The 25,550-nt window shown below is 69.6% G+C and carries 25 protein-coding genes and 1 riboswitch; of the genes, 11 read left to right on the forward strand and 14 right to left on the reverse strand.

Translation table 11 applies throughout. The features are described from left to right. Positions 1-34: 34 nt before the first annotated feature. The 3 genes from ACZ6YG_RS39090 to ACZ6YG_RS39100 all read left to right on the forward strand — a co-directional run bounded on the left by ACZ6YG_RS39090 (position 35) and on the right by ACZ6YG_RS39100 (position 3,648). Complete coding sequence (locus ACZ6YG_RS39090; protein ID WP_466020756.1) at positions 35-1,516, forward strand: AMP-binding protein; 1,482 nt, start codon at positions 35-37, stop codon at positions 1,514-1,516. Positions 1,517-1,582: 66 nt separating this feature from the next. Next, positions 1,583-1,930 carry a hypothetical protein gene (locus ACZ6YG_RS39095; protein WP_148035122.1) on the forward strand — a complete coding sequence of 116 codons (348 nt, stop codon included), beginning with the start codon at positions 1,583-1,585 and terminating at the stop codon, positions 1,928-1,930. A gap of 65 nt (positions 1,931-1,995) precedes the next feature. After that, positions 1,996-3,648 (forward strand): DNA repair helicase XPB, encoded by a 1,653-nt coding sequence (locus ACZ6YG_RS39100; RefSeq protein WP_148035123.1) that lies wholly within the window; start codon positions 1,996-1,998, stop codon positions 3,646-3,648. 207 nt (positions 3,649-3,855) lie between these two features. On the opposite strand, the gene ACZ6YG_RS39105 is transcribed toward ACZ6YG_RS39100, so the two are convergent. Then, positions 3,856-4,185, reverse strand: coding sequence for a hypothetical protein (locus ACZ6YG_RS39105; protein ID WP_148035124.1), 330 nt, complete (start codon positions 4,183-4,185; stop codon positions 3,856-3,858). Positions 4,186-4,306: 121 nt separating this feature from the next. On the opposite strand from ACZ6YG_RS39105, the gene ACZ6YG_RS39110 reads away from it, so the two are divergent. The 3 genes from ACZ6YG_RS39110 to ACZ6YG_RS39120 all read left to right on the forward strand — a co-directional run bounded on the left by ACZ6YG_RS39110 (position 4,307) and on the right by ACZ6YG_RS39120 (position 7,396). After that, a complete protein-coding gene (locus ACZ6YG_RS39110) occupies positions 4,307-6,316 on the forward strand; it encodes a HelD family protein (RefSeq protein WP_466020757.1) in 2,010 nt (669 codons plus the stop codon). 70 nt (positions 6,317-6,386) lie between these two features. Beyond that, the gene (locus ACZ6YG_RS39115) at positions 6,387-6,917 is read left to right on the forward strand and encodes a YbhB/YbcL family Raf kinase inhibitor-like protein (RefSeq protein ID WP_372452525.1); all 531 of its coding nucleotides are present in this window, start codon (positions 6,387-6,389) and stop codon (positions 6,915-6,917) included. Between the two features lie 59 nt (positions 6,918-6,976). Beyond that, on the forward strand, positions 6,977-7,396 hold the full coding sequence (locus ACZ6YG_RS39120) for a GNAT family N-acetyltransferase (protein WP_466020758.1): 420 nt from the start codon (positions 6,977-6,979) through the stop codon (positions 7,394-7,396). A 162-nt stretch (positions 7,397-7,558) separates the two neighbouring features. Here ACZ6YG_RS39120 and groL read toward each other — a convergent pair whose 3' ends face one another. The 5 genes from groL to ACZ6YG_RS39145 all read right to left on the reverse strand — a co-directional run bounded on the left by groL (position 7,559) and on the right by ACZ6YG_RS39145 (position 12,283). After that, entirely contained in the window at positions 7,559-9,187 is a 1,629-nt protein-coding gene (gene groL, locus ACZ6YG_RS39125; RefSeq protein ID WP_148035127.1) for a chaperonin GroEL, read from the reverse strand. Between the two features lie 308 nt (positions 9,188-9,495). Next, the gene (locus tag ACZ6YG_RS39130) at positions 9,496-9,699 is read right to left on the reverse strand and encodes a cold-shock protein (protein ID WP_148035128.1); all 204 of its coding nucleotides are present in this window, start codon (positions 9,697-9,699) and stop codon (positions 9,496-9,498) included. Between the two features lie 251 nt (positions 9,700-9,950). Next, entirely contained in the window at positions 9,951-10,226 is a 276-nt protein-coding gene (locus ACZ6YG_RS39135) for a MoaD/ThiS family protein (RefSeq protein ID WP_132331077.1), read from the reverse strand. A gap of 25 nt (positions 10,227-10,251) precedes the next feature. Then, positions 10,252-11,484: a threonine synthase gene (thrC, locus tag ACZ6YG_RS39140; RefSeq protein WP_148035129.1), complete on the reverse strand. Its 1,233-nt coding sequence runs from the start codon at positions 11,482-11,484 to the stop codon at positions 10,252-10,254. Between the two features lie 13 nt (positions 11,485-11,497). Next, positions 11,498-11,639, reverse strand: a riboswitch (SAM riboswitch). A gap of 89 nt (positions 11,640-11,728) precedes the next feature. Then, complete coding sequence (locus ACZ6YG_RS39145) at positions 11,729-12,283, reverse strand: RNA polymerase sigma factor (RefSeq protein ID WP_148035130.1); 555 nt, start codon at positions 12,281-12,283, stop codon at positions 11,729-11,731. A gap of 31 nt (positions 12,284-12,314) precedes the next feature. Between ACZ6YG_RS39145 and ACZ6YG_RS39150 the strand changes: the two genes are divergently transcribed. Beyond that, complete coding sequence (locus ACZ6YG_RS39150; RefSeq protein WP_148035131.1) at positions 12,315-13,739, forward strand: alpha,alpha-trehalose-phosphate synthase (UDP-forming); 1,425 nt, start codon at positions 12,315-12,317, stop codon at positions 13,737-13,739. A 1-nt stretch (position 13,740) separates the two neighbouring features. On the opposite strand, the gene ACZ6YG_RS39155 is transcribed toward ACZ6YG_RS39150, so the two are convergent. From ACZ6YG_RS39155 to ACZ6YG_RS39165, 3 genes are read right to left on the reverse strand one after another with little or no spacing between them, the layout of a single operon-like run. Next, complete coding sequence (locus ACZ6YG_RS39155; RefSeq protein WP_466020759.1) at positions 13,741-14,352, reverse strand: hypothetical protein; 612 nt, start codon at positions 14,350-14,352, stop codon at positions 13,741-13,743. A gap of 37 nt (positions 14,353-14,389) precedes the next feature. Next, positions 14,390-15,157, reverse strand: coding sequence for a trehalose-phosphatase (gene otsB, locus ACZ6YG_RS39160; protein WP_148035133.1), 768 nt, complete (start codon positions 15,155-15,157; stop codon positions 14,390-14,392). A gap of 40 nt (positions 15,158-15,197) precedes the next feature. Next, positions 15,198-15,548 (reverse strand): DUF3263 domain-containing protein, encoded by a 351-nt coding sequence (locus ACZ6YG_RS39165; protein ID WP_364233686.1) that lies wholly within the window; start codon positions 15,546-15,548, stop codon positions 15,198-15,200. Between the two features lie 119 nt (positions 15,549-15,667). On the opposite strand from ACZ6YG_RS39165, the gene ACZ6YG_RS39170 reads away from it, so the two are divergent. The 3 genes from ACZ6YG_RS39170 (at position 15,668) to ACZ6YG_RS39180 (ending at position 18,352) form a co-directional block, all read left to right on the forward strand. Further along, complete coding sequence (locus tag ACZ6YG_RS39170; RefSeq protein ID WP_148035135.1) at positions 15,668-16,474, forward strand: SAM hydrolase/SAM-dependent halogenase family protein; 807 nt, start codon at positions 15,668-15,670, stop codon at positions 16,472-16,474. Positions 16,475-16,601: 127 nt separating this feature from the next. Next, a complete protein-coding gene (locus ACZ6YG_RS39175) occupies positions 16,602-17,162 on the forward strand; it encodes a hypothetical protein (protein ID WP_219550892.1) in 561 nt (186 codons plus the stop codon). Continuing rightward, complete coding sequence (locus ACZ6YG_RS39180; RefSeq protein ID WP_466020760.1) at positions 17,159-18,352, forward strand: S8 family serine peptidase; 1,194 nt, start codon at positions 17,159-17,161, stop codon at positions 18,350-18,352. Before ACZ6YG_RS39175 ends, ACZ6YG_RS39180 begins: the two co-directional genes overlap by 4 nt. Before the next feature lie 52 nt (positions 18,353-18,404). On the opposite strand, the gene ACZ6YG_RS39185 is transcribed toward ACZ6YG_RS39180, so the two are convergent. The 5 genes from ACZ6YG_RS39185 to ACZ6YG_RS39205 form a co-directional block, all read right to left on the reverse strand. After that, positions 18,405-19,421 (reverse strand): ABC transporter ATP-binding protein, encoded by a 1,017-nt coding sequence (locus ACZ6YG_RS39185; protein ID WP_148035138.1) that lies wholly within the window; start codon positions 19,419-19,421, stop codon positions 18,405-18,407. After that, on the reverse strand, positions 19,405-20,442 hold the full coding sequence (locus tag ACZ6YG_RS39190) for an ABC transporter ATP-binding protein (RefSeq protein ID WP_148035139.1): 1,038 nt from the start codon (positions 20,440-20,442) through the stop codon (positions 19,405-19,407). Before ACZ6YG_RS39190 ends, ACZ6YG_RS39185 begins: the two co-directional genes overlap by 17 nt. A 12-nt stretch (positions 20,443-20,454) precedes the next feature. Then, positions 20,455-21,426 carry an ABC transporter permease gene (locus ACZ6YG_RS39195; RefSeq protein ID WP_466020761.1) on the reverse strand — a complete coding sequence of 324 codons (972 nt, stop codon included), beginning with the start codon at positions 21,424-21,426 and terminating at the stop codon, positions 20,455-20,457. After that, positions 21,419-22,363 (reverse strand): ABC transporter permease, encoded by a 945-nt coding sequence (locus ACZ6YG_RS39200; protein ID WP_148035141.1) that lies wholly within the window; start codon positions 22,361-22,363, stop codon positions 21,419-21,421. Before ACZ6YG_RS39200 ends, ACZ6YG_RS39195 begins: the two co-directional genes overlap by 8 nt. Positions 22,364-22,487: 124 nt before the next feature. Further along, entirely contained in the window at positions 22,488-24,125 is a 1,638-nt protein-coding gene (locus ACZ6YG_RS39205) for a peptide ABC transporter substrate-binding protein (RefSeq protein ID WP_271280080.1), read from the reverse strand. Positions 24,126-24,599: 474 nt separating this feature from the next. Here ACZ6YG_RS39205 and ACZ6YG_RS39210 point away from each other — a divergent pair, with 474 nt between their 5' ends. Next, positions 24,600-25,517 carry an ABC transporter permease gene (locus tag ACZ6YG_RS39210; protein WP_466020762.1) on the forward strand — a complete coding sequence of 306 codons (918 nt, stop codon included), beginning with the start codon at positions 24,600-24,602 and terminating at the stop codon, positions 25,515-25,517. The last annotated feature ends 33 nt before the right edge of the window (positions 25,518-25,550 follow it).

Consider the following 25,550-nt stretch of genomic DNA (forward strand, 5'->3'; position numbering starts at 1 on the left):
ACTGCGTGCCGCGAGTCGGCGGAAGTTAGGGCATGTGACCGAGCACACGCTGAGCAGTCTGGCCGAGCAGTCATGGAGCAGGTTCGACGACTACGACGCGATGTTCTACGAAGGGGTCTGGCACCGCAGCCACCGCCTCGCCGAGCGGGCCCGGCGCGTCTGCGGCGGCTTCGTCGAGGCCGGCATCCGGCCCGGCGACCGCGTGGTCGTGATGATGGCCACCTCCCCCGAGGTGCCGCTCGTCTGCCAGGCGCTGTGGGCTGCGGGCGCCGTGGTGACGCCGGTGGTGTTCCTGGTGGGCGCCGCCGAGCTGCGCCACATCCTGCTCGACAGCGGCGCCGCCGCCGTGGTCACCTCGCCGGAGCTGGCCGGCACGGTGCGGGCGGCCGGGGTGGACGTGCCGGTCTACGTGGACACCGCCGAGCTGGAGCGGGCCGCCGAGCACGGCCCGGTGGCGCGTGACCCCGGCGACCTGGCCGCGCTGATGTACACCGGGGGCACCACCGGCAGGGCCAAGGGCGTCATGCTCAGCCACGCGGGCCTGTGGCAGGTCGCGAAGGCCTCCTACGAGCTGTCCCACCAGGAGGGGATCAACCGGGCGATCGTCCCGGTGCCGCTCTCGCACGCGTACGGCCTGATCGTCACCGTGGCCGGGATGCACGCCGTCGAGCCGCCCCAGGCCGTGCTGATGCGCTGGTTCGACCCCGGGGCGTTCCTCCGGCTCGCGGCCGAGCAGCGCGTCCAGTACGGCACCGTCGTGCCGGCCATGCTGCAGATGCTGCTGGCCGAGCCGCTGGAGTCGCACCCGCTGCCCGACCTGGCCTTCCTCACCTGCGGCGCGGCGCCGCTGGGCAAGGAGGTGCTGACGGAGTTCGAGCGGCGGATGCCGGGCGTGACGATCCTGGAGGGTTACGGGCTGACCGAGACCAGCGCGGTGACCACGTTCAACCCGCCGGGGCGGCGCAAGGCCGGCAGCGTGGGCCTGCCGCTGCCCGGCTACACGATCACGATCCGCGACTCGTCCGGCGAGCCGGTGGAGCAGGGCGACGTGGGCGAGATCTGCGTGTCCGGCGAGTCGCTGATGCTGGGCTACTGGGGCGAGCACGAGCCCGACCCCGAGGGCACCGCGCTGGTCGGCGGCGAGCTGCGCACCGGTGATGTCGGCTGCGTCGACGACGACGGCTACCTGTACGTGGTCGACAGGAAGAAGGACCTGATCATCAGGGGCGGGTTCAACGTGTTCCCCCGCGACGTGGAGGACGTGCTGAACCAGCACCCCGGCGTGGTCATGTCGGGCGTGGTCGGCCGTCCCGACGACCGGCTGGGCGAGGAGGTCGTCGCGTTCGTGCAGCTGGCGGCCGGCGCGGAGGTCGCCGCCGAGGAGCTGATCGCCTGGGCGAGGGAGCGCGTGGGCCGCGTCAGGTATCCCCGCGAGGTCACGTTCGTCGACTCGATCCCGGTCACCAGCGTGCTCAAACTCGACCGCAAGGCGCTGCGGGCGCGGTTCGCCGGTTAGCAGGATCGGCGACCGAGTCAGGATCTTGCCCGATCCGTGATATTTCTTGACCCGTCAGGAGGTGGCATGAGCGAGGACGATTACCCGTACCAGCGCTACGGCGCCCCCTACGGGGAGCAGCCGCCCCCGTCCTACGGTTACGGCGGCTACCCGCCGCCCCCGCAGCACGCCCGCGGGGAGCCCAACGTCAGCGGCATCGTCGCGCTCGCGCTCAACCTCTTCAGCGTCGTCTCCTGCTGCAACGTCTTCGGCGTCGTCGGCGCCGTCCTGGCCGGCCTGTCCCTGCGTTCCGGCACGGCGCCCGAGAAGGCCCGCACGCTCACCGTCGCGAGCTGGGTGGTGCTGGTGGCCGGCTTCCTGATGATGGCCGTCCTGTTCTTCTACCTGGGCGTCAACGGCCACTTCGACGACTGATTTCCCCGTCCGGGGGACTGTTCGGGCCGTCGCGCGTGTTGGATAGGCGTCAACCGTTTGAAGGGATGGCTGTGAACGACGGCCCGCTCATCGTCCAATCAGACAAGACGCTGCTGCTCGAGGTCGACCACGAGAGGGCCGACGAGTGCCGCAAGGCCATCGCCCCGTTCGCCGAGCTCGAGCGCGCGCCCGAACACGTGCACACCTACCGGGTCACGCCACTGGCGCTGTGGAACGCCCGCGCCGCCGGGCACGACGCCGAGCAGGTCGTCGACGCCCTGATCGGCTACAGCCGCTACCCGGTGCCGCACGCCCTGCTCGTCGACGTCGCCGAGACCATGGCCCGCTACGGCCGGCTCAGGCTGGAGAAGCACCCGGTCCACGGGCTGACGCTGACCTCCACCGACCGGGCCGTGCTCGAAGAGGTGCTGCGCGCCAGGAAGATCCAGCCGATGCTGGGCGAGCGCGTCGGCGACGACACCGTGGCCGTCCACCCGAGCGACCGCGGCAACATCAAGCAGGCGCTGCTCAAGCTGGGCTGGCCGGCCGAGGACCTGGCCGGTTACGTCGACGGCGAGCACCACCGGGTCGAGCTGGTCCAGGAGAGCTGGACGCTCCGGCCCTACCAGCAGGAGGCGGCCGACTCCTTCTGGCACGGCGGATCCGGCGTGATCGTGCTGCCCTGCGGCGCCGGCAAGACCATCGTCGGCGCGGCCGCGATGGCGCACGCCCAGGCGACGACGCTGATCCTGGTCACCAACACGGTCAGCGCCCACCAGTGGAAGCAGGAGCTGCTCAAGCGCACTTCGCTGACCGAGGACGAGATCGGCGAGTACTCCGGCAGCAAGAAGGAGATCCGTCCGGTCACCATCGCCACCTACCAGGTGATGACCACCAGGCGGAAGGGCGTCTACAGCCACCTGGAGCTGTTCGACGCGCGCGACTGGGGCCTCATCGTCTACGACGAGGTCCACCTGCTGCCCGCGCCGATCTTCCGGATGACGGCCGACCTCCAGGCCCGCAGGCGCGTCGGCCTGACCGCGACGCTGGTGCGCGAGGACGGCCGCGAGGGCGACGTGTTCTCGCTGATCGGCCCCAAGCGCTACGACGCGCCCTGGAAGGAGATGGAGAACCAGGGCTGGATCGCCCCGGCCGACTGCGTCGAGGTGCGGGTGACGCTCACCGACGAGGAGCGGCTGGCGTACGCGATGGCCGAGTCGGAGGAGCGCTACCGCTTCTGCGCCACCACGCCGTCCAAGACCCAGGTCACCGAGGCGCTCGTACGCCGTCACCTGGGCGACCAGGTGCTGGTGATCGGCCAGTACATCGACCAGCTCGACGAGCTGGGCGAACACCTGAACGCGCCGGTGATCAAGGGGGAGACCCGGATCAAGGAGCGCGAGCGGCTCTACCAGGCCTTCCGTGACAAGGAGATCCAGGTCCTGGTGGTGTCCAAGGTCGCCAACTTCTCCATCGACCTGCCCGAGGCGAGCGTGGCGATCCAGGTGTCCGGAACGTTCGGGTCCCGGCAGGAGGAGGCGCAGCGGCTCGGCAGGGTGCTGCGGCCCAAGGCCGACGGCGGCGGGGCGCGCTTCTACACCGTGGTCAGCCGCGACACGGTCGACCAGGAGTTCGCCGCGCACCGGCAGCGGTTCCTGGCCGAACAGGGTTACGCCTACTCGATCATCGACGCCGACGACGTGCTGGGCGGGGTGTGAGCCCGGCCGCTCATCGAGCGGCCAGGCATCCCGGTCTCACGTCCAAGAGACTCCGCGGGTCGTCGACAATCGAACCACCCCCCTCACTGCGTCCTCACACCACCGCAACCGAATCCGGCTGCGACATACCCGATGATCCGGCAATGCCACCTGGTATGCCCGGATTTTGCGGCATTTCGTTATATGTCCGCCGTTTGCGAGGAGTGTTCACTTCGCCAGCAGCCCGCCGAGGAACAGCAGCCCCTCCGCGGCGATCCACGAGGCCACGCTCAGCCCCATGAACCGGGTGAACGTCCGCTCGTCCTGCCGCGCCGCCGGCAGCGCCCAGGCCGCCACCGTCAGGCAGGCGGCCACCGCGGCGAACAGCCCGGAGACCGAGGAGAACACGGCGAGCCGCTGGACGCAGGACGGCGACGACCCGCCGCAGAACGCCTCCAGCCCCCAGCCCGCGAAGACCGACAGCCCCCAGAGGGTGGCCAGCAGGAAGCTCGCGATCGTGGGAAGGATCGGGGAGAAGCCGAGTCGCACACGCGCCACGCCGGACTTCTTACCCCTCCCCGGCGACGGCTAAATGTTTTGAAGCCACCCCGACAGCCGCATTAAACTGGCGGATTCGCTGCCTTGTTACCCACCTCCGAGCGCCGGGAGGCACTTTCGCATGCCCACAGACCAACTGGCCCCCGACATACCCCCGGACCTGCCCACGGACGTCCTCGCCGCCGAGCAGGCCCATCTGGCCGAGTCCAGGGCCGCGCTGGCGGCCATGCGCGCGCACGCGCAGTCGCTGTCGGCCGACGCGGCCGGCGACTGGGTGTCGCAGCAGATCCTGCAGTCGCTGCTCGACCAGCGCGTGGCCGCCCTGGCCGACCACCCCGACACCCCGCTGTTCTTCGGCCGGCTCGACCGCTCGGCCGCCGACGACCTGCCCACCACGATCCACGTCGGCCGCCGCCACGTGCACGACGGCGACAGCCGTCCCCTGGTCATCGACTGGCGCGCCCCCGTGTCGCGCGCCTTCTACCAGGCCAGCCCCGCCGACCCGATGGACGTCACGCTGCGGCGCCGGTTCGGCTACCACGGCGGCGCGCTCACCGCGTACGAGGACGAACGGCTCGACCAGGGCGCCGAGATCGGCCCGTCACGCATCCTGACCGAGGAGATCGAGCGCCCCCGCACCGGCCCGATGCGCGACATCGTGGCCACCATCCAGCCCGACCAGGACGAGATCGTCCGCGCCGCGCTCACCCGTACGGTCTGCGTGCAGGGCGCGCCGGGCACCGGGAAGACGGCGGTCGGCCTCCACCGGGCCGCCTACCTGCTGTTCACCCACCGCGAGCGGCTCGCCAGGGCGGGCGTGATGATCGTCGGGCCGAACCGCGCCTTCCTCTCCTACATCTCCTCGGTGCTGCCCGCGCTGGGCGAGGTCAAGGTCGACCAGACCACGGTCGCCGGCCTGCTGGGCGACCACGCGGCCCCCGAGGACCCCGCGGTGGGCGCGGTCAAGGGCGACGCCCGGATGGCGGCCGTGCTGAAGCGGGCCCTGTGGCTCCACATCGTCAAGCCTGAAGAGGGCCTGGTCTACTCCAAGGGCGCCTACCGCTTCCGGGTGGCCGACCACGAGGTGCGCGAGATCGTCGCCTCGCTGCGCGGCACCACCCGCTACGGTCCCGGCCGCGCCGCCCTCGCCCAGCGGCTCGCGCACCTCGTGCTCGTACGGATGGAGCAGCGCGGCGAGTCACCCGACGACCGGGTGCAGGACGCGGTGGCCCGGTCCAGGCCGGTCAAGCAGCTGGTCGACGCCGTGTGGCCGAAGCTGGTGCCCGAGCAGGTGCTCTACCGGCTGCTGGCGGACGAGGAGTTCCTCGCCAGGGCCGCCAGGTCCGACCTGTCGCCCGAGGAGCGGCAGCTGCTGCTCTGGCGGAAACCGTACCGGGGATGGAAGTCCGCCAAGTGGAGCGCCGCCGACGCGGCTCTCCTCGACGAGCTGCGCGACCTGATCGAGCGCACGCCCTCGCTCGGCCACCTCGTCGTGGACGAGACGCAGGACCTGTCGGAGATGCAGCTGCGGGCGCTCGGCCGCCGCTGCCGCAACGGCTCCGCCACCGTGCTCGGCGACCTGGCCCAGGGCACCACCCCCTGGTCCACCACGTCGTGGCGGTCGGTCCTGACGCATCTCGGGCAGGACGGCGAGGTCACCGAGCTGACGCTGGGCTTCCGCGTGCCGCGCGAGGTCCTCGACTACGCCGCCCGCCTGCTGCCGTCGATCGCCCCCGGGCTCGCCCCGCCCCGGTCCCTGCGTCCCGGCGCCGGGTCCCTCTCGATCCGGCCGGCCGGCGACCTCCACGAGGCGGTCCGCGACGCGCTGGCCCGCGAGGGCTCGATCGGCGTCATCGTCCCCGACGCCGCCGTCTCCGCCGTCTCCGAGTCGCTGTCGGGCGTCGCGCACGCCGTCCTCGACCCCGACTCCACCCAGGAGCACCGCCTCCTGGTGGTGCCGGCGACGCTCGCCAAGGGCCTGGAGTACGACCACGTCATCGTGATGGAGCCGGCCGACATCGTCGACGCCGAGCCCCGCGGCCTGGCCCGCCTCTACGTGGTGCTCACCCGTGCCGTCACCTCGCTCACGGTCCTCCACCGCAAGCCCCTGCCACCCCAGCTCGCCCCGTGACAGGGACGGTGGCGGGGTAGGGGATCACTTCTAGGATGACGTCAAGGAGCTCTCACCCAAGGAGGATGCCGTGCCAGCACCGCTGCCACACGAATACCTGCCGTCGGTCCCCTCGCTCACGGTCCACAGCGACGACATGACGGACGGGGAGAGGCTGAGCGACCTCCACGTCTTCAACGACTGGGGCATGACGGGCCAGAACCTCTCCCCCAGCCTCCGCTGGTCGGGCGCCCCGGCCGAGACGCGCAGCTACGCGGTGACCTGTTTCGACCCGGACGCGCCCACGGGCAGCGGTTTCTGGCACTGGGTGCTGTTCGACATCCCGGCGTCGGTCACCGAGCTGCCCACGGGCGCCGGCACCGCGCCCGAGTTCAAGGGTCTCCCGCAGGGCGCCAAGCACGCCCGCAGCGACTACGGCTCCAAGGACTACGGCGGCGCCGCGCCGCCTCCCGGTGACCCGCACCGCTACGTGTTCACCGTGCACGCGCTCGGCGTCGACACCCTCGGCCTCGACACCGACACCAGCCCGGCCGTGGTGGGCTTCAACATCACCGCCAACACCCTGGCGCGAGGCCACATCGTCCCGCACTTCGGGATCTGACCACGCGAGCGCACCGCCTCCTCCGGGGGGCGGTGCCGCGTTTTGGTAGCTTCGCCCCCATGAGCGATCTAACGATCCGTCCGGGGGGCCTGGCGGACGTCGGAGCTGTCCTGGAGTTCTGGCTGCACGCCGCCGAGGGCACCGACCGTCACGACTCGGCCGGCAAGGTGCGGGCGCTGGTCGAGCGGGACCCGGAGGCACTGCTCCTGGCCGAGCTGGACGGCGCACTGGCCGGCACGCTGATCGCGGGCTGGGACGGGTGGCGCGCCCATCTCTATCGCCTGGCCGTCCATCCGGCTCACCGGCGCAAGGGCGTCGCCACCGCCCTGCTGGCCGCCGCCGAGGCGCGTTTCGCCGCCTTCGGCGCGTTCCGGGCCGACGCGATGGTCCTTCATGACAACACGCTCGCCCACCACGCCTGGACCGCCGCCGGTTATGCGCCCCAACCGCAGTGGTCGCGATGGGTCAAGTCCCTTTAATCGTTTTCTGCCGGCCCAGGTATATCAGAACGTTATCGGCTCTCTACAGATAGTGGCGACACCCGAAAAACCGCCGATAAGGGCGGTCGGAAAAGCGAAGCGGCCCGAACCGGAAACACCGGCGCGGGCCGCTCGCGAGAACCTCGGGTCGAGAACCCTCGATCAGAAGTCCATGTCACCGCCGCCGGGCATGCCGGCGGGAGCGGCCGGGGTCTTCTCCGGCTTCTCGGCGATGACAGCCTCGGTGGTCAGGAACAGCGCCGCGATCGAGGCGGCGTTCTGCAGCGCCGAACGCGTCACCTTGGCCGGGTCGATGATGCCCGCCTCGAACATGTTGACGTAGTCGCCGCTGGCCGCGTTGAGGCCCTCACCCGGGGTGAGGTTGCGGACGCGCTCGACCACGACGCCACCCTCAAGGCCGGCGTTGACCGCGATCTGCTTGAGCGGCTCCTCCAGCGCCTTGCGCACGATGGCCGCACCCGTGGCCTCGTCGCCCGGCAGCTCCAGCTTGTCGAACGCCTTGGCGCCGGCCTGCAGCAGCGCCACGCCACCGCCGGGGACGATGCCCTCCTCGACGGCCGCCTTGGCGTTGCGCACGGCGTCCTCGATGCGGTGCTTGCGCTCCTTCAGCTCGACCTCGGTGGCGGCGCCGGCCTTGATGACGGCCACGCCGCCGGCCAGCTTGGCCAGGCGCTCCTGGAGCTTCTCCCGGTCGTAGTCGGAGTCGGTGCGGTCGATCTCGGCGCGGATCTCGTTGACCCGGCCGGCGATCGCGTCGGCGTCACCGGCGCCGTCGACGATCGTGGTCTCGTCCTTGGTCACCACAACCTTGCGGGCGCGGCCCAGCAGGTCGAGGGTGGCGTTCTCCAGCTTGAGACCGACCTCCTCGGCGATGACCTGGCCGCCGGTGAGGATGGCGATGTCGGCGAGCATGGCCTTGCGGCGGTCGCCGAAGCCCGGGGCCTTGACGGCGACCGAGCGGAAGAGGCCGCGGATCTTGTTGACCACCAGGGTGGCCAGGGCCTCACCCTCGATGTCCTCGGCGATGATGAGGAGCGGCTTGCCGGACTGCACGACCTTGTCGAGCAGCGGCAGCAGGTCCTTGTTGGCCGAGATCTTCGAGTTGACGATCAGGATGTACGGGTCCTCGAGCACGGCCTCCATGCGGTCGGAGTCCGTGACGAAGTACATCGACGTCATGCCCTTGTCGAAGCGCATGCCCTCGGTGAGCTCCAGCTCCAGACCGAAGGTGTTGCTCTCCTCGACGGTGATGACGCCTTCCTTGCCGACCTTGTCCATCGCCTCGGCGATGAGCGAGCCGATCTCGGGGTCGGCGGCGGAGATGGAGGCGGTGGAGGCGATCTGCTCCTTGGTCTCCACGTCCTTGGCCAGCTTGGAGAGCTCCTCGCTGACGCGCTCCACGGCCGCCTCGATGCCCTTCTTCAGGGCCATCGGGTTGGCGCCGGCAGCGACGTTGCGCAGGCCCTCACGTACGAGCGCCTGGGCGAGCACGGTAGCGGTGGTGGTGCCGTCGCCCGCGACGTCGTCGGTCTTCTTGGCGACTTCCTTGACCAGCTCGGCGCCGATCTTCTCCCACGGGTCCTCGAGCTCGATCTCCTTGGCGATCGAGACACCGTCGTTGGTGATCGTGGGGGCGCCCCACTTCTTCTCCAGCACGACGTTGCGGCCCTTCGGGCCCAGCGTGACCTTCACCGCGTCGGCGAGCTGGTTCATCCCGCGCTCGAGACCGCGCCGGGCGTCCTCGTCAAACGCGATCATCTTGGCTGCCATTAGGCGAGACCTCCCAGATGCAGGGTGTCCTGGTGAGATCGAGCCGACGCCCGCGACGGCATGTGGGCCCACATCTCCGTTCGGCAGGCCCCATCGTCTCGATCCCCGTTGGCACTCATCAACATAGAGTGCCAACGACTGTTTAGCACTCTACCCCGTCGAGTGCAAGCTGACTCCACACCTGGCCAGGTCAACAGATCGCCGTCGGAGGTATGTCCGTACGGCGGGCCCCGGGCGGCCCGCCGTACCCCAATGTGAGGTGGCAGTCACACGCACTGCGCTGGCGTGCGAGCTGCCGGTCGCACCAGCTAGGCGACAGCGCGGACGGATTCCGCCTGCGGCCCCTTCTGGCCCTGCGTGATCTCGAACTCGACCCGTTGTCCCTGTTCGAGAGAGCGATACCCGTCCATCATGATTGCCGAGTAATGGACGAATACATCCTTACCACCGTCTACCGCGATGAAGCCGTAGCCCTTGTCCGCGTTGAACCACTTGACGGTGCCCTGCGCCACTTCCGACTCCTCTTACTGGGCTCAGGGATCTCGCCCATTCGTCTGCGAGACCCACAATCGCCATGACTTATGGGGATATCGTCTGACGATCGCACTCGACCATACCTGTGGCATGGCGGTCGGCAACAGAGTCAATCCGCAAAAGCCTTATTTCACCCCTAGCTGAGTAGTTCAAGGTTGAATTTCCCACAAAAGGGAGAAGGCGCCCACATGGGGCGCCTTCCAGACGATCGCTCCGCCGAGCGGGGGGCTCAGCCGCCCGCGACGGCCGGGATGATGGAGATCTGCGTGCCCTCAGGGGCTGGAGTGTCCAGACCCTGGGCGAATCGGACGTCCTCTTCCCCCACGTAGACGTTAACAAAACGCCGAATCTTGCCCGATTCATCCAGAATGCGGGCGCCGATCCCCGGGTAGTCGGAATCGAGCTTGGCCAGGACGTCACGGAGAGTCGCGCCCTCCCCACTCACTTCCGCGTTGCCCCCGGTGTACGTGCGCAGGATGGTAGGAATCCGCACAGAAACGCTCATGTTAAGGTCTCGCCTTTCCTGATTGTCAGACAGTCGCGCGGAACGCGTCGAGGGAGGGCCGGATCACGGCCGTGGGCTGCGCGTCGGCCGCGACGGCGTCGAGCGTCTTGAGCCCGTCGCCGGTGTTGAGCACCACGGTCTCGGCCTCCGGGTCGAGCTGCCCGGTCTCGACGAGCTTCTTCAGCACGCCCACCGTGACGCCGCCCGCCGTCTCGGCGAAGATGCCCTCGGTGGAGGCCAGCAGCTTGATGGCGGCCACGATCTCGGCGTCCGTCACGTCCTCGACGGCGCCGCCCGTGCGCCGGGCGATGTCGAGCACGTAAGGGCCGTCGGCGGGGTTGCCGATGGCCAGCGACTTGGCGATGGTGTCGGGCTTGACCGGCTGGACCACGTCGTGGCCGGCCTTGTAGGCGGCCGACACCGGCGAGCAGCCGAGCGCCTGCGCCCCGAAGACCTTGTAGGGCGTGTCGTCGACCAGCCCGAGCCGGATCAGCTCCTTGAAGCCCTTGTCGATCTTGGTGAGCTGGGAGCCGGACGCGATCGGGATGACGATCTGCTCAGGCAGCCGCCAGCCGAGCTGCTCGGCGATCTCGTACGCGAGCGTCTTGGAGCCCTCGGCGTAGTAGGGCCGCAGGTTGACGTTGACGAACCCCCACTTGTCGCCCATCGGGTCCCCGATCAGCTCCGAGCAGAACCGGTTGACCTCGTCGTAGGTGCCCTCGATGCCGATGAGCCTGCCGCCGAAGACGCGGGCCATGGCGATCTTGGCCTGCTCCAGCCCGGCGGGGATGAACACGCACGCGTCCAGGCCCGCCCTGGCGGCGGCGGCCGTCACGGCCCCGGCCAGGTTTCCGGTCGAGGAGCAGGAGAGCGTGTGGAAGCCGAAGTTGCGGGCCGCCTCGACGGCGATGGCCACCACCCGGTCCTTGAAGGAGTGGGTGGGGTTGCCCGAGTCGTCCTTCACGTACAGGGACTTGAGACCGAGCGCCCGGCCCAGGTTGCCCGCCTTGACGAGCGGCGTCCAGCCGGGGTTCATGTTGGGCTTGCTCGCGACGTCGGCGGGCACCGGCAGCAGGGAACGGTAGCGCCAGATGCTGGCCGGGCCCGACTCGATGTCGGACCTCTTGACGTCGCCGAAGTCGTAGGCCGCCTCCAGCGGCCCGAAACACTCGACGCAGGCGAAGTTGGGGCCGAGCGGATAGCGGGCGCCGCACTCGCGGCAGGAGAGAGCAGTGGCGGGACCGAAGTCGAGCGACATGAAGCGAGGCCTTCCCTCATCTTCGTCCGCGGCCACCCTGACCGCGGACCGGAATTGGCACCCTGTCCCGGTCGGCCTCGCCAGGTCGCGAGTCACAAGCCGGGAGGGTTGCCGGGGCTTCGCAGGGCCGGTCCCTCCACCCCTCTGGATGAGCAATGTTCAGTTGTGTGGTGCTGCTGACTCGGACTCTACCCAATCAACCACGTTACATGGACAGTCGTCTCACTCTCCGAGATGAACGATCTCACCGGTAGTCGTCGCCCAGCACACCCTGCACGTACTTGCGCGCCTGGTGGATGCGCGACTTGGCGGTGCCGAGCGGGATCTTGAGCTGCTCGGCCACCTCGCTGTAGTCGAGCTGCACGATGTCGCGCAGCACCAGCGCCTGCGCCAGGTCGGGCTTGTCGGCCTCCAGCGCCTCCATCGCGTCGAGCAGGTCGAGCCGCGAGCCCGCGATCACGCTGACCCGCCGCACGTCGGGCTTCTGCGTCAGCAGCTCGTCGGAGCTCTGCTCCGCCGACCTGCGCTTCAGCGAGCGGTACGTGGTGCGCGCGCAGTTGGCGGTCACGATGTGGAGCCAGGTGCTGAACCTGGCCCGCCCCTCGAACCTGGCGATGTTGCGCGCCACCGCGAGCAGGGTGTCCTGGGCCGCCTCCTCGGCGTCATGGTGATACGGCAGGATACGAGCGCAGTGCCGCAGCACGTCGGGCTCGATCCGTCGCAGGAGCTCGCCGAGTGAGCGATGATCGCCTCTGGCTGCGGCATGGGCGAGTTCCTCGGTGTGCTCATCTAGCGCCATAGCTGGGATCCTATGGTCGGAGGGAGCGTAAATGAACAGCGTCCTGCTCGCCTCGAACAGAGGCCCTGTGTCGTTCACCGTGTCCGACGACGGCGTCCTCACCATGAGACGCGGCGGCGGCGGTCTCGTCTCCGGGCTGTCCGGCGTGGCCAGGGACGAGGGCGTGCTGTGGGTGTGCGCGGCTCTGTCCGACGGCGACCGCAGCGCCGTCCGCCAGGCCCCCGGCGGCCGGCTCGACCACGCCGGCTACGAGACGGGCCCGCTGCGCATGCTCGACATCGCGCCCGCCACCTTCCACCGCGCCTACAACTCCGTGGCCAACTCCACGCTGTGGTTCGTCAACCACCTGCTCTACGACATCCCGAACGCGCCCCACTTCGGCACCCGGTTCCGGCGCGACTGGGAGTCCTACCGCGACTACAACGGCGCCTTCGCGCTCGCGCTGGCGGAGGGGGCCGCTCACGGCGCCCGGGTGATGGTGCAGGACTACCACCTGACGCTGACCCCGGCGATGCTCCGCGCCGAGCGGCCCGACCTGCGCATCGCGCACTTCAGCCACACGCCGTGGGCCCCGCCCGAATACTTCTCGCTGCTGCCCGACGAGGTGGCGCGCGAGGTGCTGGAGGGCGTCCTGGGCGCCGACCACGCCGGGTTCCTCACCCGCCGCTGGGCGGGCGCGTTCATGGACTGCTGCGAGACCGTGCTGGGCGCCGAGGTCGACCAGCGGGCCGCGACGATCACGTACGAGGGCCGCACCACCCGCGTCGGCGTGCACGCGCTGGGCGTCGACGGCAAGGCGCTGTGGACCCGCGCCGCCGAGCCCGACGTCGAGTCGCACATGGCGGCCATCAGGGAGGAGGTCGGCGACCGCAAACTGATCGTGCGCATCGACCGCACCGAGCTGTCGAAGAACATCGTGCGCGGACTGCTCGCCTACAAGGAGTTCCTCGACGCCCACCCCGAGTGGCACGGCCGCGTCGTCCACCTGGCCTTCGCCTACCCGAGCCGCCACGACCTGCCCGAATACCGCGAATACACCGCGGCGGTGCAGCGCTGCGCGCAGGAGATCGAGGACGAGTACGCGACCGAGGACTGGAACCCCCTGATCCTCAACGTCAACGACGACTACCCGCGCTCCCTGGCCGCCTACCGGCTGGCCGACGTGCTGCTGGTCAACCCGATCCGCGACGGCATGAACCTGGTGGCCAAGGAGGGCCCGATCCTGTCGCCGCGCTGCGCGCTGGTGCTGTCGCGGGAGGCCGGCGCGTGCGCGGAGCTGGGCGCGCACGCGCTGGTCGTCAACCCGTACGACATCAGCGGCACCGCCGCCGCGCTGCACGCGGCGCTGGTGATGCCGGAGGCGGAGCGCGCCCGCCGCAGGGAGCGGCTGGAGGCGGCCGCCACCGCGCTGCCCCCGCAGAAGTGGCTGGCCGCCCAGCTCGACGCGCTCGCCTAGATCACTTCCAGTCGGCGTACTTCAGGGTGTCGGCGAGGTTCGCGGTGCTCCACTCGTCGACCACGAGGATCTGCGACTTCGGCAGATACCACTCGCGGGTGGTGAACGTGACGCTGGTCTTCTTCCCGTTGCCGGTGCGGCAGCGGGTGGTGAACTCGTGGTAGTGGGCCTTGTGCCCGGGGCCGACCTGGCGCAGGCCCTTCTTGTGCGCGCCGACCCGCTCGCCGCGCAGGAGCATGCCGTTCTTCGGGCACTTCTGCACGTCGGAGGCGGGGTAGTAGCCGCCCCTGCCGGCGTCGTACGGGCCGAAGCCCTCGGCGCCCGTCCTGATCGCCTTCGGGCCGAAGATCCAGAAGCTCTTGCAGCCGGGAGCGAAGAAGCCACCCCTGGGGTTGGCGCAGGGCCCGGTGACGACCTTGATCCGGTCGGCGCCGACCCGGTGGACCACCCACTTGAGCGGGATGTAGAGGGTCAGGCCCTTGCGCAGCTTCAGTTCCTGGGCGGGGCCGGCGGTGGTCGAGGCGGCTGTCGTGGAGGCGGCGGCCGCGGAGGCGGGGGCCACGAGGACCGCCGCCGCGGCCACGGCCACGGCGGCGAGGTGCTTCTTGCTCATGCCCGGACCATAGGGGTGCCGACTTGCAAACTGGTCACTATCGGCTGAAAGCGGACGTCAACTCGCGGAGCAGCGCCACCACGCCCTCAGGCCCGTCGACGACGATGTCGGCCCGCTCGGCCAGCGCCGTGACCTCGGTGGAGCCGCTGCACACGGTCACGCCGGGCAGGCCCGACGAGCGGACCGCGTCGAAGGCGGCCAGGTCGCCGAGGTCGTCGCCCACGAAGAGCACGGACCTGGCGGAGCGCTCCGTCAGGAACGCGCCGAGCGCGTGCCCCTTGTCCATGCCGGACGGCCGCACCTCCAGCACCATCCGGCCGGGCTCGACGACCAGGCCGTGCTCGGCCGCCAGCGCGGCCAGCGGCTCGCGCAGCCGGGCCAGCGTGCCCTCGGGGTCGGCGCAGCGGCGGGTGTGCACGGCCACCGCGCGGCCCTTGTCCTCGATCGCCGCGTCGGTCACGCCCAGCGAGCCGAGCAGCAGCGGCAGTTCCGCCTTGGCCCGCGGCACCCCGGCCGGCGGCGGGGGCGCGGAGGTCCGCCCGTCCTCCCACCGCTCGAAGCCGTAGTGGCCGAGGATGACCAGGCCCGGCACGTCCTTGAGCGCGGGCCCCAGCTCCAGCACCTTGGCCGGCGGCCGTCCGGTCACGATGGCCACGGCGCCCACGTGCCGGCCCAGCTCGGCCAGCACCGGAGGCGCGCCGGGGTGGACGACGGCGGTGTCGGGGTCGGGCACGATCGGCGAGAGGGTGCCGTCGAAGTCGAGCCCGATCACGGCGCCGGCCGGATCCTTCAGTATCGCTTCCATTCCAGGGATGTCGCTCACGCCGCCTGCCGTACCCAGCCGGTCAGGGGCGCATGCCGAGCCGGCGGGCGGAGCGCTCGCGCCGGCGGGCGGCGCGCAGCCTGCGCAGTCGCTTGACCAGCATGGGGTCGTGCGCCAGCGCCTCGGGACGGTCGATCAACTCGCCGAGCAGCTGGTAGTAGCGGGTGGCGGAGAACCCGAAGGTCTCCTTGACTGCCTGCTCCTTCGCGCCCGCGTAACGCCACCAGTGGCGTTCGAAGGCGAGGAGCTCGAGTTCGCGGTCGGTGAGGGGCCGGTGGACGGGTTCCTGGGCGTGGTCCTGGTCTGCCCTGTCCTCTGCCCTCTGGTCGGCCCTCTGGTCGGCACTGTCACCGTTTGACGGTGCAGTGTCCATGGTGTCCTCCTCAGGAACGGGCGGCGCGACGATGGCTTCGCGCGCAGGCGGCCCGTCGCCATCGTAATGTGCCGAGTGCGGCTGTTCACGGCGGATTGAGAGACGTACAGTCACTAAGTGTGACCTCTGTCATCACACTTCTCACGGATTACGGGCTCGAAGACGGTTATGTCGCCGCCTGCCACGGGGTGATCGCCGGGATCGCCCCCGAGGTCCGGGTGATCGACGTGTGCCACCTGGTCCCGGCGGGTGACGTGCGGCGCGGCGCGGCGATCCTGGCCCAGACGATCCCGTACATGCCCGTGGGCGTGCACGTCGGGGCGGTCGACCCGGGCGCGGGCGGCGCCAGGCGCGCGATCGCGGTCGAGGCCGGCGGCCGGGTGTTCGTGGGGCCGGACAACGGGCTGCTGTCGTGGGCGGTGCGCGCCAGCGGCGGCGCGCGGGCGGCGTACGAGCTGAGCAACGCCGAGCACTTCCTGCACCCGGTGTCGCCCACGTTCCACGGCCGTGACGTGTTCGCGCCGGTGGCCGGGCGGCTGAGCAACGGGCTTCGGCCGCGCGAGCTGGGCCCGCGGGTGCCGGTGGAGAGGCTGGTGTCGCTGCCCGCGCCGACGTCCGTGCTGCGCGAGGGCGCGGCAGAGGGCGAGGTCGTCTCGGTCGACCGCTACGGCAACACGCAGTTGTCGATCACGGCCGGCGACCTGGAGGCGCTGGGGCTGCGGGTGGGCGACACGCTCGGCGTGTCGCTGGGCCGGCGGCGGCTGTCGATGCCCTACCGGGAGACGTACGCGGCGGTCCCGCCCGGTGAGCTGGTGGCGTTCGCGGACTCGGCGGGCCTGATCGCGTTCGCGGTGAACTCCGGCGACGCGGCGCAGCGCCTCGGCCTGCCTCCGGGGGCGCATGTCCGGTTGTCACCCTCCGTATAACGCAAAAGCCAACAAACACCAATTACGTGGCGTATCGGACTGTTTACTGAACCGTCGGACTGAGGCCCTGACCCCGTGCCAGAATTCACGGCAGATCGGGCGCCCCCTCCCCCCGTTCGAGGTTCACGTGTTTCAGCTGTCCCTGCTCCTGCTCGCCCTCCTGTCCGTGTTCTGTTCCCCCGCCGCGCCGCCGGTGCCCGAGCGCTGGCGTGCCTGGCCGGTGACGCGGGTGTTCCCGTACGCCGTCCCCGGCACCAGCCCGTCCGGCGCGCAGGTCACCTACCTGCTGGCCGGGGTCGCGCCCGAGGCGTCCTGCGCGGCCGCCTTCCAGCCCGCGCTGCCCGCCTGCGTCACCGCGCTGCGCGCCACGTACGCCGACAGCACCGCCACCTACGTCGCCACCGCCGGCATCGCGGTCCTGGCCCGGCCCGTGCCCCCGGGCGCGGCCGGGCCCCTGCGCGTGCCCGCCGTGCGGCCGGTCGCCTTCCCCGGCGGCCCCGCCGAACGTTTCGGCGAGCGGCAGTGCTTCACCGGGACCCTGATCGCCTCCCACGCGCCGTACGTGATCGCCACCACCGCCGGTTACGCGGACGGACGGTCGTTCCGTCCGGGTGACCAGGCCGTGCCCAGGCTCGGTGGTTTCGCCCGCCAGCTCGCCACCGAGCTGCACCGGGGCCTCACCGGATGAGGCGGCCGCGCCTGCGGGCGGCGCTGCTGTCCCTGTTCCTGCTGTTCCCGTCGTCCCAGCTCGGCCTGGCTACGCCCGCCGCCGCGGACGACGAGATGGGCGCCCTCGCCAGGGCCAAGCAGTGGCAGGTCGGCACGCTACGGCTGCACGACGCCTGGCGGGTCACCCAGGGCGAGAACGTGCTGGTCGCGGTGCTCGACACCGGGGTCCGCGGCGACCACCAGGACCTGCGCGGCTCCGTCGTGCACGGCCCCGACCTGACCGGAGCCGGCCGGGCCGGCGGGGTGTGGGGCCACCACGGCACCGCCATGGCCAGCCTCATCGCCGGCCACGGCCACGGCAAGGGCAAGGCCGGCGGCGTGCTCGGCGTCGCGCCCGCCGCCAAGGTGCTGTCGGTACGCGTCACGCTGGAGAACTCCGATCCCCGGCGGGCCAAGCGGCGCGCCGGCGGCCACGACGCGCTCGCCAAGGGCATCCGCTACGCCGTCGACCGGGGCGCCCAGGTCATCAGCATGTCGCTCGGCGGCGGCAGCGGCTCCTGGGAGGGCTCGGCCGCCGAGGAGGAGGCGGTGCAGTACGCGGTCGCCCACGGCGCGGTGCTGGTCGCCTCCTCCGGCAACGACGGCGAGAGCACCAACAGGAAGAACTTCCCCGCCGCCTACCCCGGCGTGATCGCCGTGGGCGCGGTCGACCGGAATTTCCGGCTCGCCGGGTTCTCCAACCGCCAGGACTACCTCTCAGTCGTCGCCCCCGGCGTCGACATCGTCTCCGCCAACGGCGCCCGCCGGTACGTGGTCGGCGACGGCACCAGCTCGGCCGCCGCCATGGTCGCGGGCATCGCCGCGCTGATCAGATCCGCGTACCCGGACCTGTCGCCGTACCACGTGCGGCGGGCCATCGAGCTCGGCACCAGGAAGCGCCCGCGCGGCGGCTACAGCACCGGCTACGGCCACGGCGTCGCCGACGCCGCCCTGGCGCTGCGCGTGGCCGAACGCCTGGCCGGCCCCACCCAGCCGCCCCCGCTCCCCGCGGAGCACTTCGGCGAGGACCCGTCCGGCCCTCCGCCGGGCTCCCGCGCCCTGGTCATCGCGGGCCTGGTGGCGCTGGCCCTGGCCCTGTCGGCCCGCATCCTGCTCCACCACGACCGGCGCCGAGCCGTTCCCTGGAGCCGCGGCGGGCCTCCCCCCTGACAGACCGCCCCCGCACCGAAGGGCGCGGGGGCGGCGGCGACGACACGCACCGCTAGTTCACATGCACCACGTCATGCGTCTCGGCGAAATGGCAGGCGCTCTCGTGGGACGTGCCCGGCCGGATCTGCAGCAGCGGCTCCTCCGTCGCGCAGATCTCCTGCGCCTTCCAGCACCGCGTGCGGAAGCGGCAGCCGGACGGCGGGTTGGCCGGCGACGGCGGGTCGCCCTGGAGGATGATCCGCTCGCGCTGGTCGCGGCCCTCGGGGTCGGGGACCGGCACCGCCGACAGCAGCGCCTGGCTGTACGGGTGCGCGGGCTTGTCGTAGATCTCGACGTCCTTGCCGAGCTCGACGACCTTGCCCAGGTACATCACCGCGACCCGGTCGGAGATGTGGCGGACCACCGACAGGTCGTGGGCGATGAAGATGTACGCCAGGTTGAACTCGTTCTGCAGCCTCTCCAGCAGGTTGATCACCTGGGCCTGGATCGACACGTCCAGCGCCGAGACCGGCTCGTCACAGACGATGATCTCCGGCTGGAGCGCCAGCCCGCGGGCGATGCCGATGCGCTGGCGCTGACCGCCCGAGAACTGGTGGGGGTAGCGGTTGATGTGGTCGGGGTTGAGCCCGACGACCTCCAGCAGCTCCTGCACCTTGCGGGTGCGGTCGCCCTTCGGCGCCACCTCGGTGTGGATGTCGAACGGCTCGCCGACGATGTCGCCGACGGTCATCCGCGGGTTGAGCGAGGTGTACGGGTCCTGCATCACCATCTGGATGTTGCGCCGCATCCGCTTGAGCTCGGCGCCCTTGGCCTTGGCGATATCACGACCGTTGATCTTGACGGAGCCGGAGGTGGGCCGCTCCAGCGCCATCAGCACCTTGGCGAGGGTGGACTTGCCGCAGCCGGACTCGCCCACGACGCCGAGCGTCTCGCCGCTGGCGAGGTCGAAGGAGACGCCGTCGACGGCCTTGATGGCCCCGATCTGCTTCTTGAACATGATCCCCTGGTTGAGGGGGAAATGCTTCACCAGATCGCGGACCTCGAGGATCGTCTCACCCTTGGTCGCCATCGAGGACCTCCCTCCAGTAGTGGCAGGCGCTGTTGCGCGTGCCGCTGATCTCGTAGAGCGGGGGGCTGTCGGTCACGCAGTTGTCCTGCCGGTACGGGCAGCGCGGGTGGAAGGCGCAGCCGGTCGGCATGTCGAGCAGGTTGGGCGGCAGGCCCTTGATGGCGTACAGGTCCTGGCCCTTGAGGTCGACCCGGGGGATCGACTCCAGCAGCCCCTTGGTGTAGGGGTGGGCAGGCGCCTTGTAGATGTCGTGCACGGAGGCGTTCTCCACGATGCGCCCGCCGTACATGACCGCGATCTTGTCGGCGACGTCGGCGACGACGCCGAGGTCGTGGGTGATCAGGATCATGCCCATGTTGCTCTCGCGCTGCAGCTCCGCGAGCAGCTCCATGACCTGGGCCTGGACCGTCACGTCGAGCGCGGTGGTCGGCTCGTCGGCGATCAGCACCTCGGGGTCGAGCGCGATCGCCATGGCGATCATGATGCGCTGCCGCATGCCCCCGGAGAACTGGTGCGGATAGTCGTTGACGCGCTGCTTGGCGCCCGGGATGCGGACCCGGTCCATCAGCTCGACGGCCTTCCTCATGGCGTCGCGCTTGCCCATGCCGCGGTGCACCCGGAACATCTCGCTGATCTGCCAGCCCACGGTGAACACCGGGTTGAGCGCGGAGAGCGCGTCCTGGAAGATCATCGCGATGCGCTGGCCGCGCACCTGCGTGCGCGCCTCCTCCGAGAGCCTGAGCAGGTCGGTGCCGTTGAAGCGGACCTCCCCCTTGGGGATGCGCGCCGGCGGCATGTCGAGGATGCCCATGATCGCCTGCGCGGTCACGGACTTGCCGGAACCCGACTCGCCCAGGACGGCGAGGGTCTCGCCCGCCTGGAGCGAGTAGCTCACCCCGTTGACCGCCCGTACCAGGCCGGCGCGCGTGGCGAACTCCACGTGCAGGTCGTCCACCGCGAGCAGCGGCTCGTTGCCCAGCCCTCCCTCGGCAGGCAACGCGTGCGGCGATGTCTTGCTCATGTTTCCCCCCTCCTACCTGAGCTTCGGGTCGAGCGCGTCGCGTACGGCGTCGCCCAGCATGATGAACGCGAGCACCGTGATGCTCAGGAACAGGGCCGGGAACACCAGCGGCAGCGGCGCCTCCAGGAACCGGTTCCGGGCGTCGGCGATCATCAGGCCCCAGGAGATGTCGGGCGACTGCACGCCGACCCCCAGGAAGGACAGCGCGGCCTCGGCCGCGATGAAGCCGCCCAGGTTGATGGTGGCGACGACGATCACCGGCGCGAGCGCGTTCGGCAGCAGGTGCCGGAACATGATGCGCGCCTGGCCGGCCCCCAGTGCCTTGGCCGCCAGCACGAAGTCCTGGCTTCTCGCGGTGATGACGGCCGCCCGCATGATGCGGAAGGTCATCGGCCACGCCAGCACCGAGAGCGCGATCACCACGATCCAGATGCCGATCCCGGCGTCCCGGAACGTCGCCGTGATGAGCAGCGCGCCCAGGATGGAGGGGATGGCGAAGAAGACCTCGGTGACGCGGGACGTCAGGACGTCGGTCCAGCCGCCCCGGGTGCCCGCCAGCAGGCCGAGCAGCCCACCGACCAGCGCCGTGATCACCGTGGTGGCGACACCGATGATGATCGAGTTCTTGGCGCCGTAGATGGTCTTGGCGTACACGTCGCAGCCGAGGTTGTCGCGACCGAAGATGTGGCCGGCGCTCGGGCCCTGGCGAGCGGTGGAAAGCTCGCAGGTCTTCGCGTCGAACGGGTTGATCGAGGTGAACAGCGACGGCCAGAACGACATGACCAGCAGGATCGCGATCAGGACCAGCGAGAAGATGAACATCGGCCTGCGGCGCAGGTCGTACCAGGCGTCTCGCCAGAGGCTCGCCGGCTTCGCTTCCTTCTTCTTGGGCTGCTTGACCGGCGGGGACGGCTGGCTCTCCGTCAGCGACTGGGTTTCGGGGAACGCCGGCCCGACCTGGCCCAGCTGCGGTGTCTCACTCATAGCGGATCCTCGGATCGAGCACGGCGTACAGCATGTCGACGATCAGGTTCGCCACGATGTACACCAGCACCAGGATTGTCACGATACCTACGACGATGGGTTGCTCACGTAGGTAAACGCCCTGATACAACTGCAAGCCGATGCCCGGCAGGTTGAAGATGGTCTCCGTGATGATGGCGCCGCCCATGAGCACGCCCAGGTCGGCTCCGAGATAGGTGACCATCGGGATCAGCGCGTTGCGCAACCCGTGTCTGCCCACGACCCGCCGTCTCGACAGGCCCTTCGCGGTGGCGGTGCGGATGTAGTCGGAGCGTAGCGTCTCGACCAGACTCGTCCTGGTCAGACGTGTCAGGTACGCGATCGACGTGCCGGCCAGCACGAAGCCCGGCAGCAGGTACGACTGCAGGCCCTGGCCGACTCCCGCGATGGGGAAGAACTCGATCCCGGTGACCTGCTTGAGCCAGACGCCCAGCCACAGCTGCAGCACGAAGCCGGTGACCAGGGTCGGCACCGAGATGAGCAGCAGCGTCGAGGCCAGGATCGCGGTGTCGGTGGCCCGGCCGCGGCGCAGCGCCGCCCAGAGGCCGAGCAGCAGGCCGATGATGGCCTCCATGACCAGCGCGGTGAACGCGAGGTTCAGCGTAACCTGGAACTTGCCCGCCATCAGCTGGGTGACGGGGACGCCGGCGAAGGTCTTCCCGAAGTCACCGTGGAAAAGGATGCCGCTGATGTAGTACCAGTACTGGACCAGCAGCGGATCGTTCAGGTGATACTGCTCGCGGATGATGGCGGTGATCGCCGGGTCCTGGCGCTTCTCGCCGGCGAGCGCCTCGATGGGGTCACCAGGAAGCGCGAACACGATGGCGAAGATGAACAGGGTGGCGCCCAGCAGGACTGGTATCGCCTGGATCAGGCGCCTGATGATGTAACGGCCCATACAAGCCTCCCGTACATGCCAGAAGGCAGTCCCTGGGAACCTTGGGTGGCGCGTGCCCAAGCGACTGCCTTCGTGGCGGGCTCACGAGGGGTGGACGGCGTCCCGCCCACCCCCGTATATAACGTCAGGCCTTCTCGACGTCAGCCCATTCAACCTGGTTGAGCAGATTGATTCTGACGTTCTTCACCTGAGTGGAGTACCCAGAGTTGTTCCGGTAGAAGTACACCGGAACGTACGGGAGGTCCTTGATCAGGACATCGTCGGCCTGCTGGTAGAACTTCAGGCCCTCTTCGGGGGTCGGCGCCTGGTCGCCCTTGGCCACCAGCTCGTCGAACTCCTTGCTGGAGTAGCCCGCGTAGTTGGAGCCGGTCTTGATGGCGCCGGTCGAGAAGATCGGCGACAGGTAGTTCTCTGCCGACGGGTAGTCGACCGCCCAGCCCATGCGGAACATGCCCTTGTACTTCTTGGCGTCCAGGTCGTCGAGGATGTTCGCGAACTTCTCGAACGGCCTCACGGTGACCTCGACGCCGAGGTTGGCCCGCAGGTTGTTGGCGACGGCCTCGATCCACTCCTTGTGGCCGCCGTCGGCGTTGTAGCCCAGCTCCAACTTGGCCGGGCCGTTGGCCGCCGCGTACTGCTCCTTCGCCTTGCCCGGGTCGTAGGTGCAGGCCGCGCAGGCGCCCTGGCGGTAGCCGTCGATGGCCGGGTTGATGAAGTCGTCGGCGGGGGCGCGGGTGCCGGAGAAGACCGTCTCGGCGATGGTCTTCCGGTCGATGGCCATCGAGATGGCCTCCCGCATCCGGACGTCCTTGTACTCGTCGTTGTACTGCAGCGGGAAGCCGATGTAGCCGATGCCGGCGTCCGGCTGGTCCTGGTAGCGGTCGCCCAGGGCCGTCTTCGCGCTGGAGATGGCCGAGGCCGGCAGCGAGTCGTGGATGTCCACGTTGTTCGCCTGCAGGTCGTTGTAGGCCGTCTCGGAGCTGTTGTAGAGCTTGAACTGGAGCTTGGTCCAGCCGTTGGGCTTCTTGGCCGGGTACTTGTCGTACACGGAGAGGTCGACCGTCTGGTCGGTGCCCTTCTTGTACGGCTTGTCGAGCTTGAAGAGGCCCTGGCCGATCGGCTTCTCGCCGTACTCGTTGGTCACCTTGCCGTCGGCGCCGAAGGCGGCCTTGGGCAGCGGGTAGAAGGCGGTGTAGCCGAGCATCGTCCTGAACTGCGAGAACGGCGCCGCCAGCTCGACGGTGAAGGTCGAGTCGTCGACGACCTTCAGGCCTTCCATCTCCTTGGTGGTGACTTCCTTGCCCTCACCCGGGTTCAGCGCGTCGTAGCCCTTGACGCGGCCGAAGAAGTAGCCGGCGCCCTGCGCGTTGTCCTGGTTGGCGGCGTAGTTCCACGCGTCGACGTAGTTCTGTGCGACGAGCGGCTCACCGTTGTGCCAGGTGTAGCCCGACTTGAGCTTGATCGTCCACGTGATGTTGTCTTCCGTGGTGATCGACTCGGCAGCGGCTTCTACGACCTGCTTGTTCTCGTCGTAGTTCACCAGGGGCTCGAAGACGGCCGCGAGGAGCTCGGAGCCCTCGGACTCGGTGGTGTTCGAGGGGACCAGCAGGTTCTGCGGCTCACCCAGCTCCATGCGGACCGGCGTGTCGCCGCCATCCGCCGCGGGGTCACCGGACGGGCTGGCACCGCCGCCGCACGCGGCAACCGCGAGAGCGAGCAGCGCGGTACCGGCGACGATCCGTGCGCCTCTAGTAACACGCATGGTGAAAAAATTCCTCCCTCTACCAAGGTGGGCGTAAGCGCTGAGCTGCGATGATCGTGAGCAGCCTGACGGGGGGTTCCTTGTAATCCCCCGGGTTTGGCTGACCTGGTCAAACCAGCCGACGCCCTGCCAGTCGATCGCGACTATCTCCTACTACTTGCCACCAGCACGTCTCTGGCGCGTTGCAGTTCGGTCACACGTCCGCCTGTCCCACGTCGCGCCCATACAGCTCGCAAGGGGATGAAGTGCATAAACGAGTCAGACGGGCATTCGCGGGGACGGGAAGTGTCGATGAAAAATACCTCCTACCAGACGGTGCTCGTGCCGTTGCCGCCATCGTCCGTCCCGCTGGGCTACGGTTGAGCGAGTCTTGACGGTGGCTTGGAACCGAGCGCCACGAGACACCGTCCAACTGTCGGCCGCGCGCCACGCGGCAGGCATCCCGAGCAACCCGGATCCAATAGAGTCCATCCCATGAGCCAGCCGGAATCCGCTGTCGCGGACGCCCAGGCGGGCGGCCGAAGCGGGCAGGAGCCGCTGGCCAAGCTCGCCGAGAGATACGGGCTTCGCCGTGCCATCGCACGGCCGAGGTTTCTCGTCTATGTGCGCCAACTCGCGGAGCGACGACACTTCATCCTGACGTACGCGACCTCGCGCAACGTCTCGAAGTACTCCAGCTCCGCTCTCGGCCAGCTGTGGCAGGTCCTGACCCCCCTGCTCAACGCGGCCATCTACTATGTGATGTTCGGCATAGTCCTCGGCGGCCGCGACGGCGTCGAGAACTACCCGGCCTTCCTGCTGATCGGCATCTTCGTCTTCACCTACACGCAGCGCAGCGTCACCGCGGGCGCCAAGTCGATCTCCGGCAATCTGTCGCTGATCCGTGCGCTCCACTTCCCACGCGCCGCGCTGCCCCTGGCCTACACCATCCAGGAGCTCCAGCAGCTCGCCATCTCCATGGGCGTGCTGGTGCTGATCGTGTTCATCACCGCCGAGGTGCCTACGTGGTACTGGTTGATGATCCCGGTCGTGCTGATCCTGCAGACCATGTTCAACGTCGGCGCCGGGCTGGTGATGGCACGGCTCGGGTCCTCCATGCGGGACCTCAACCAGCTGCTGCCGTTCATCACCCGCACCTGGCTCTACGCCTCCGGTGTCTTCTTCTCCATCCAGGACAAGGTGGTGGAGACCGCGGGTCTGCCGCAGTGGGTCGCCACCGCCATGTACCTCAACCCGGCCGCCTCGTACATCGAGTGGATGCGGGACATCTTCATCGCCAAGCACACTCCCCCGCCGATGGTGTGGATGGCTTGCGTATTCTGGGCAGTATTCGCACTCTGCTTCGGCTTCTGGTATTTCTGGCGGGCTGAGGAGAGGTACGGGCGTGGCTGACCTGACCGAGGAGCTGGCAAAGGTGAAGGGCGA

This window comes from Nonomuraea sp. NPDC054003, from assembly GCF_055585125.1.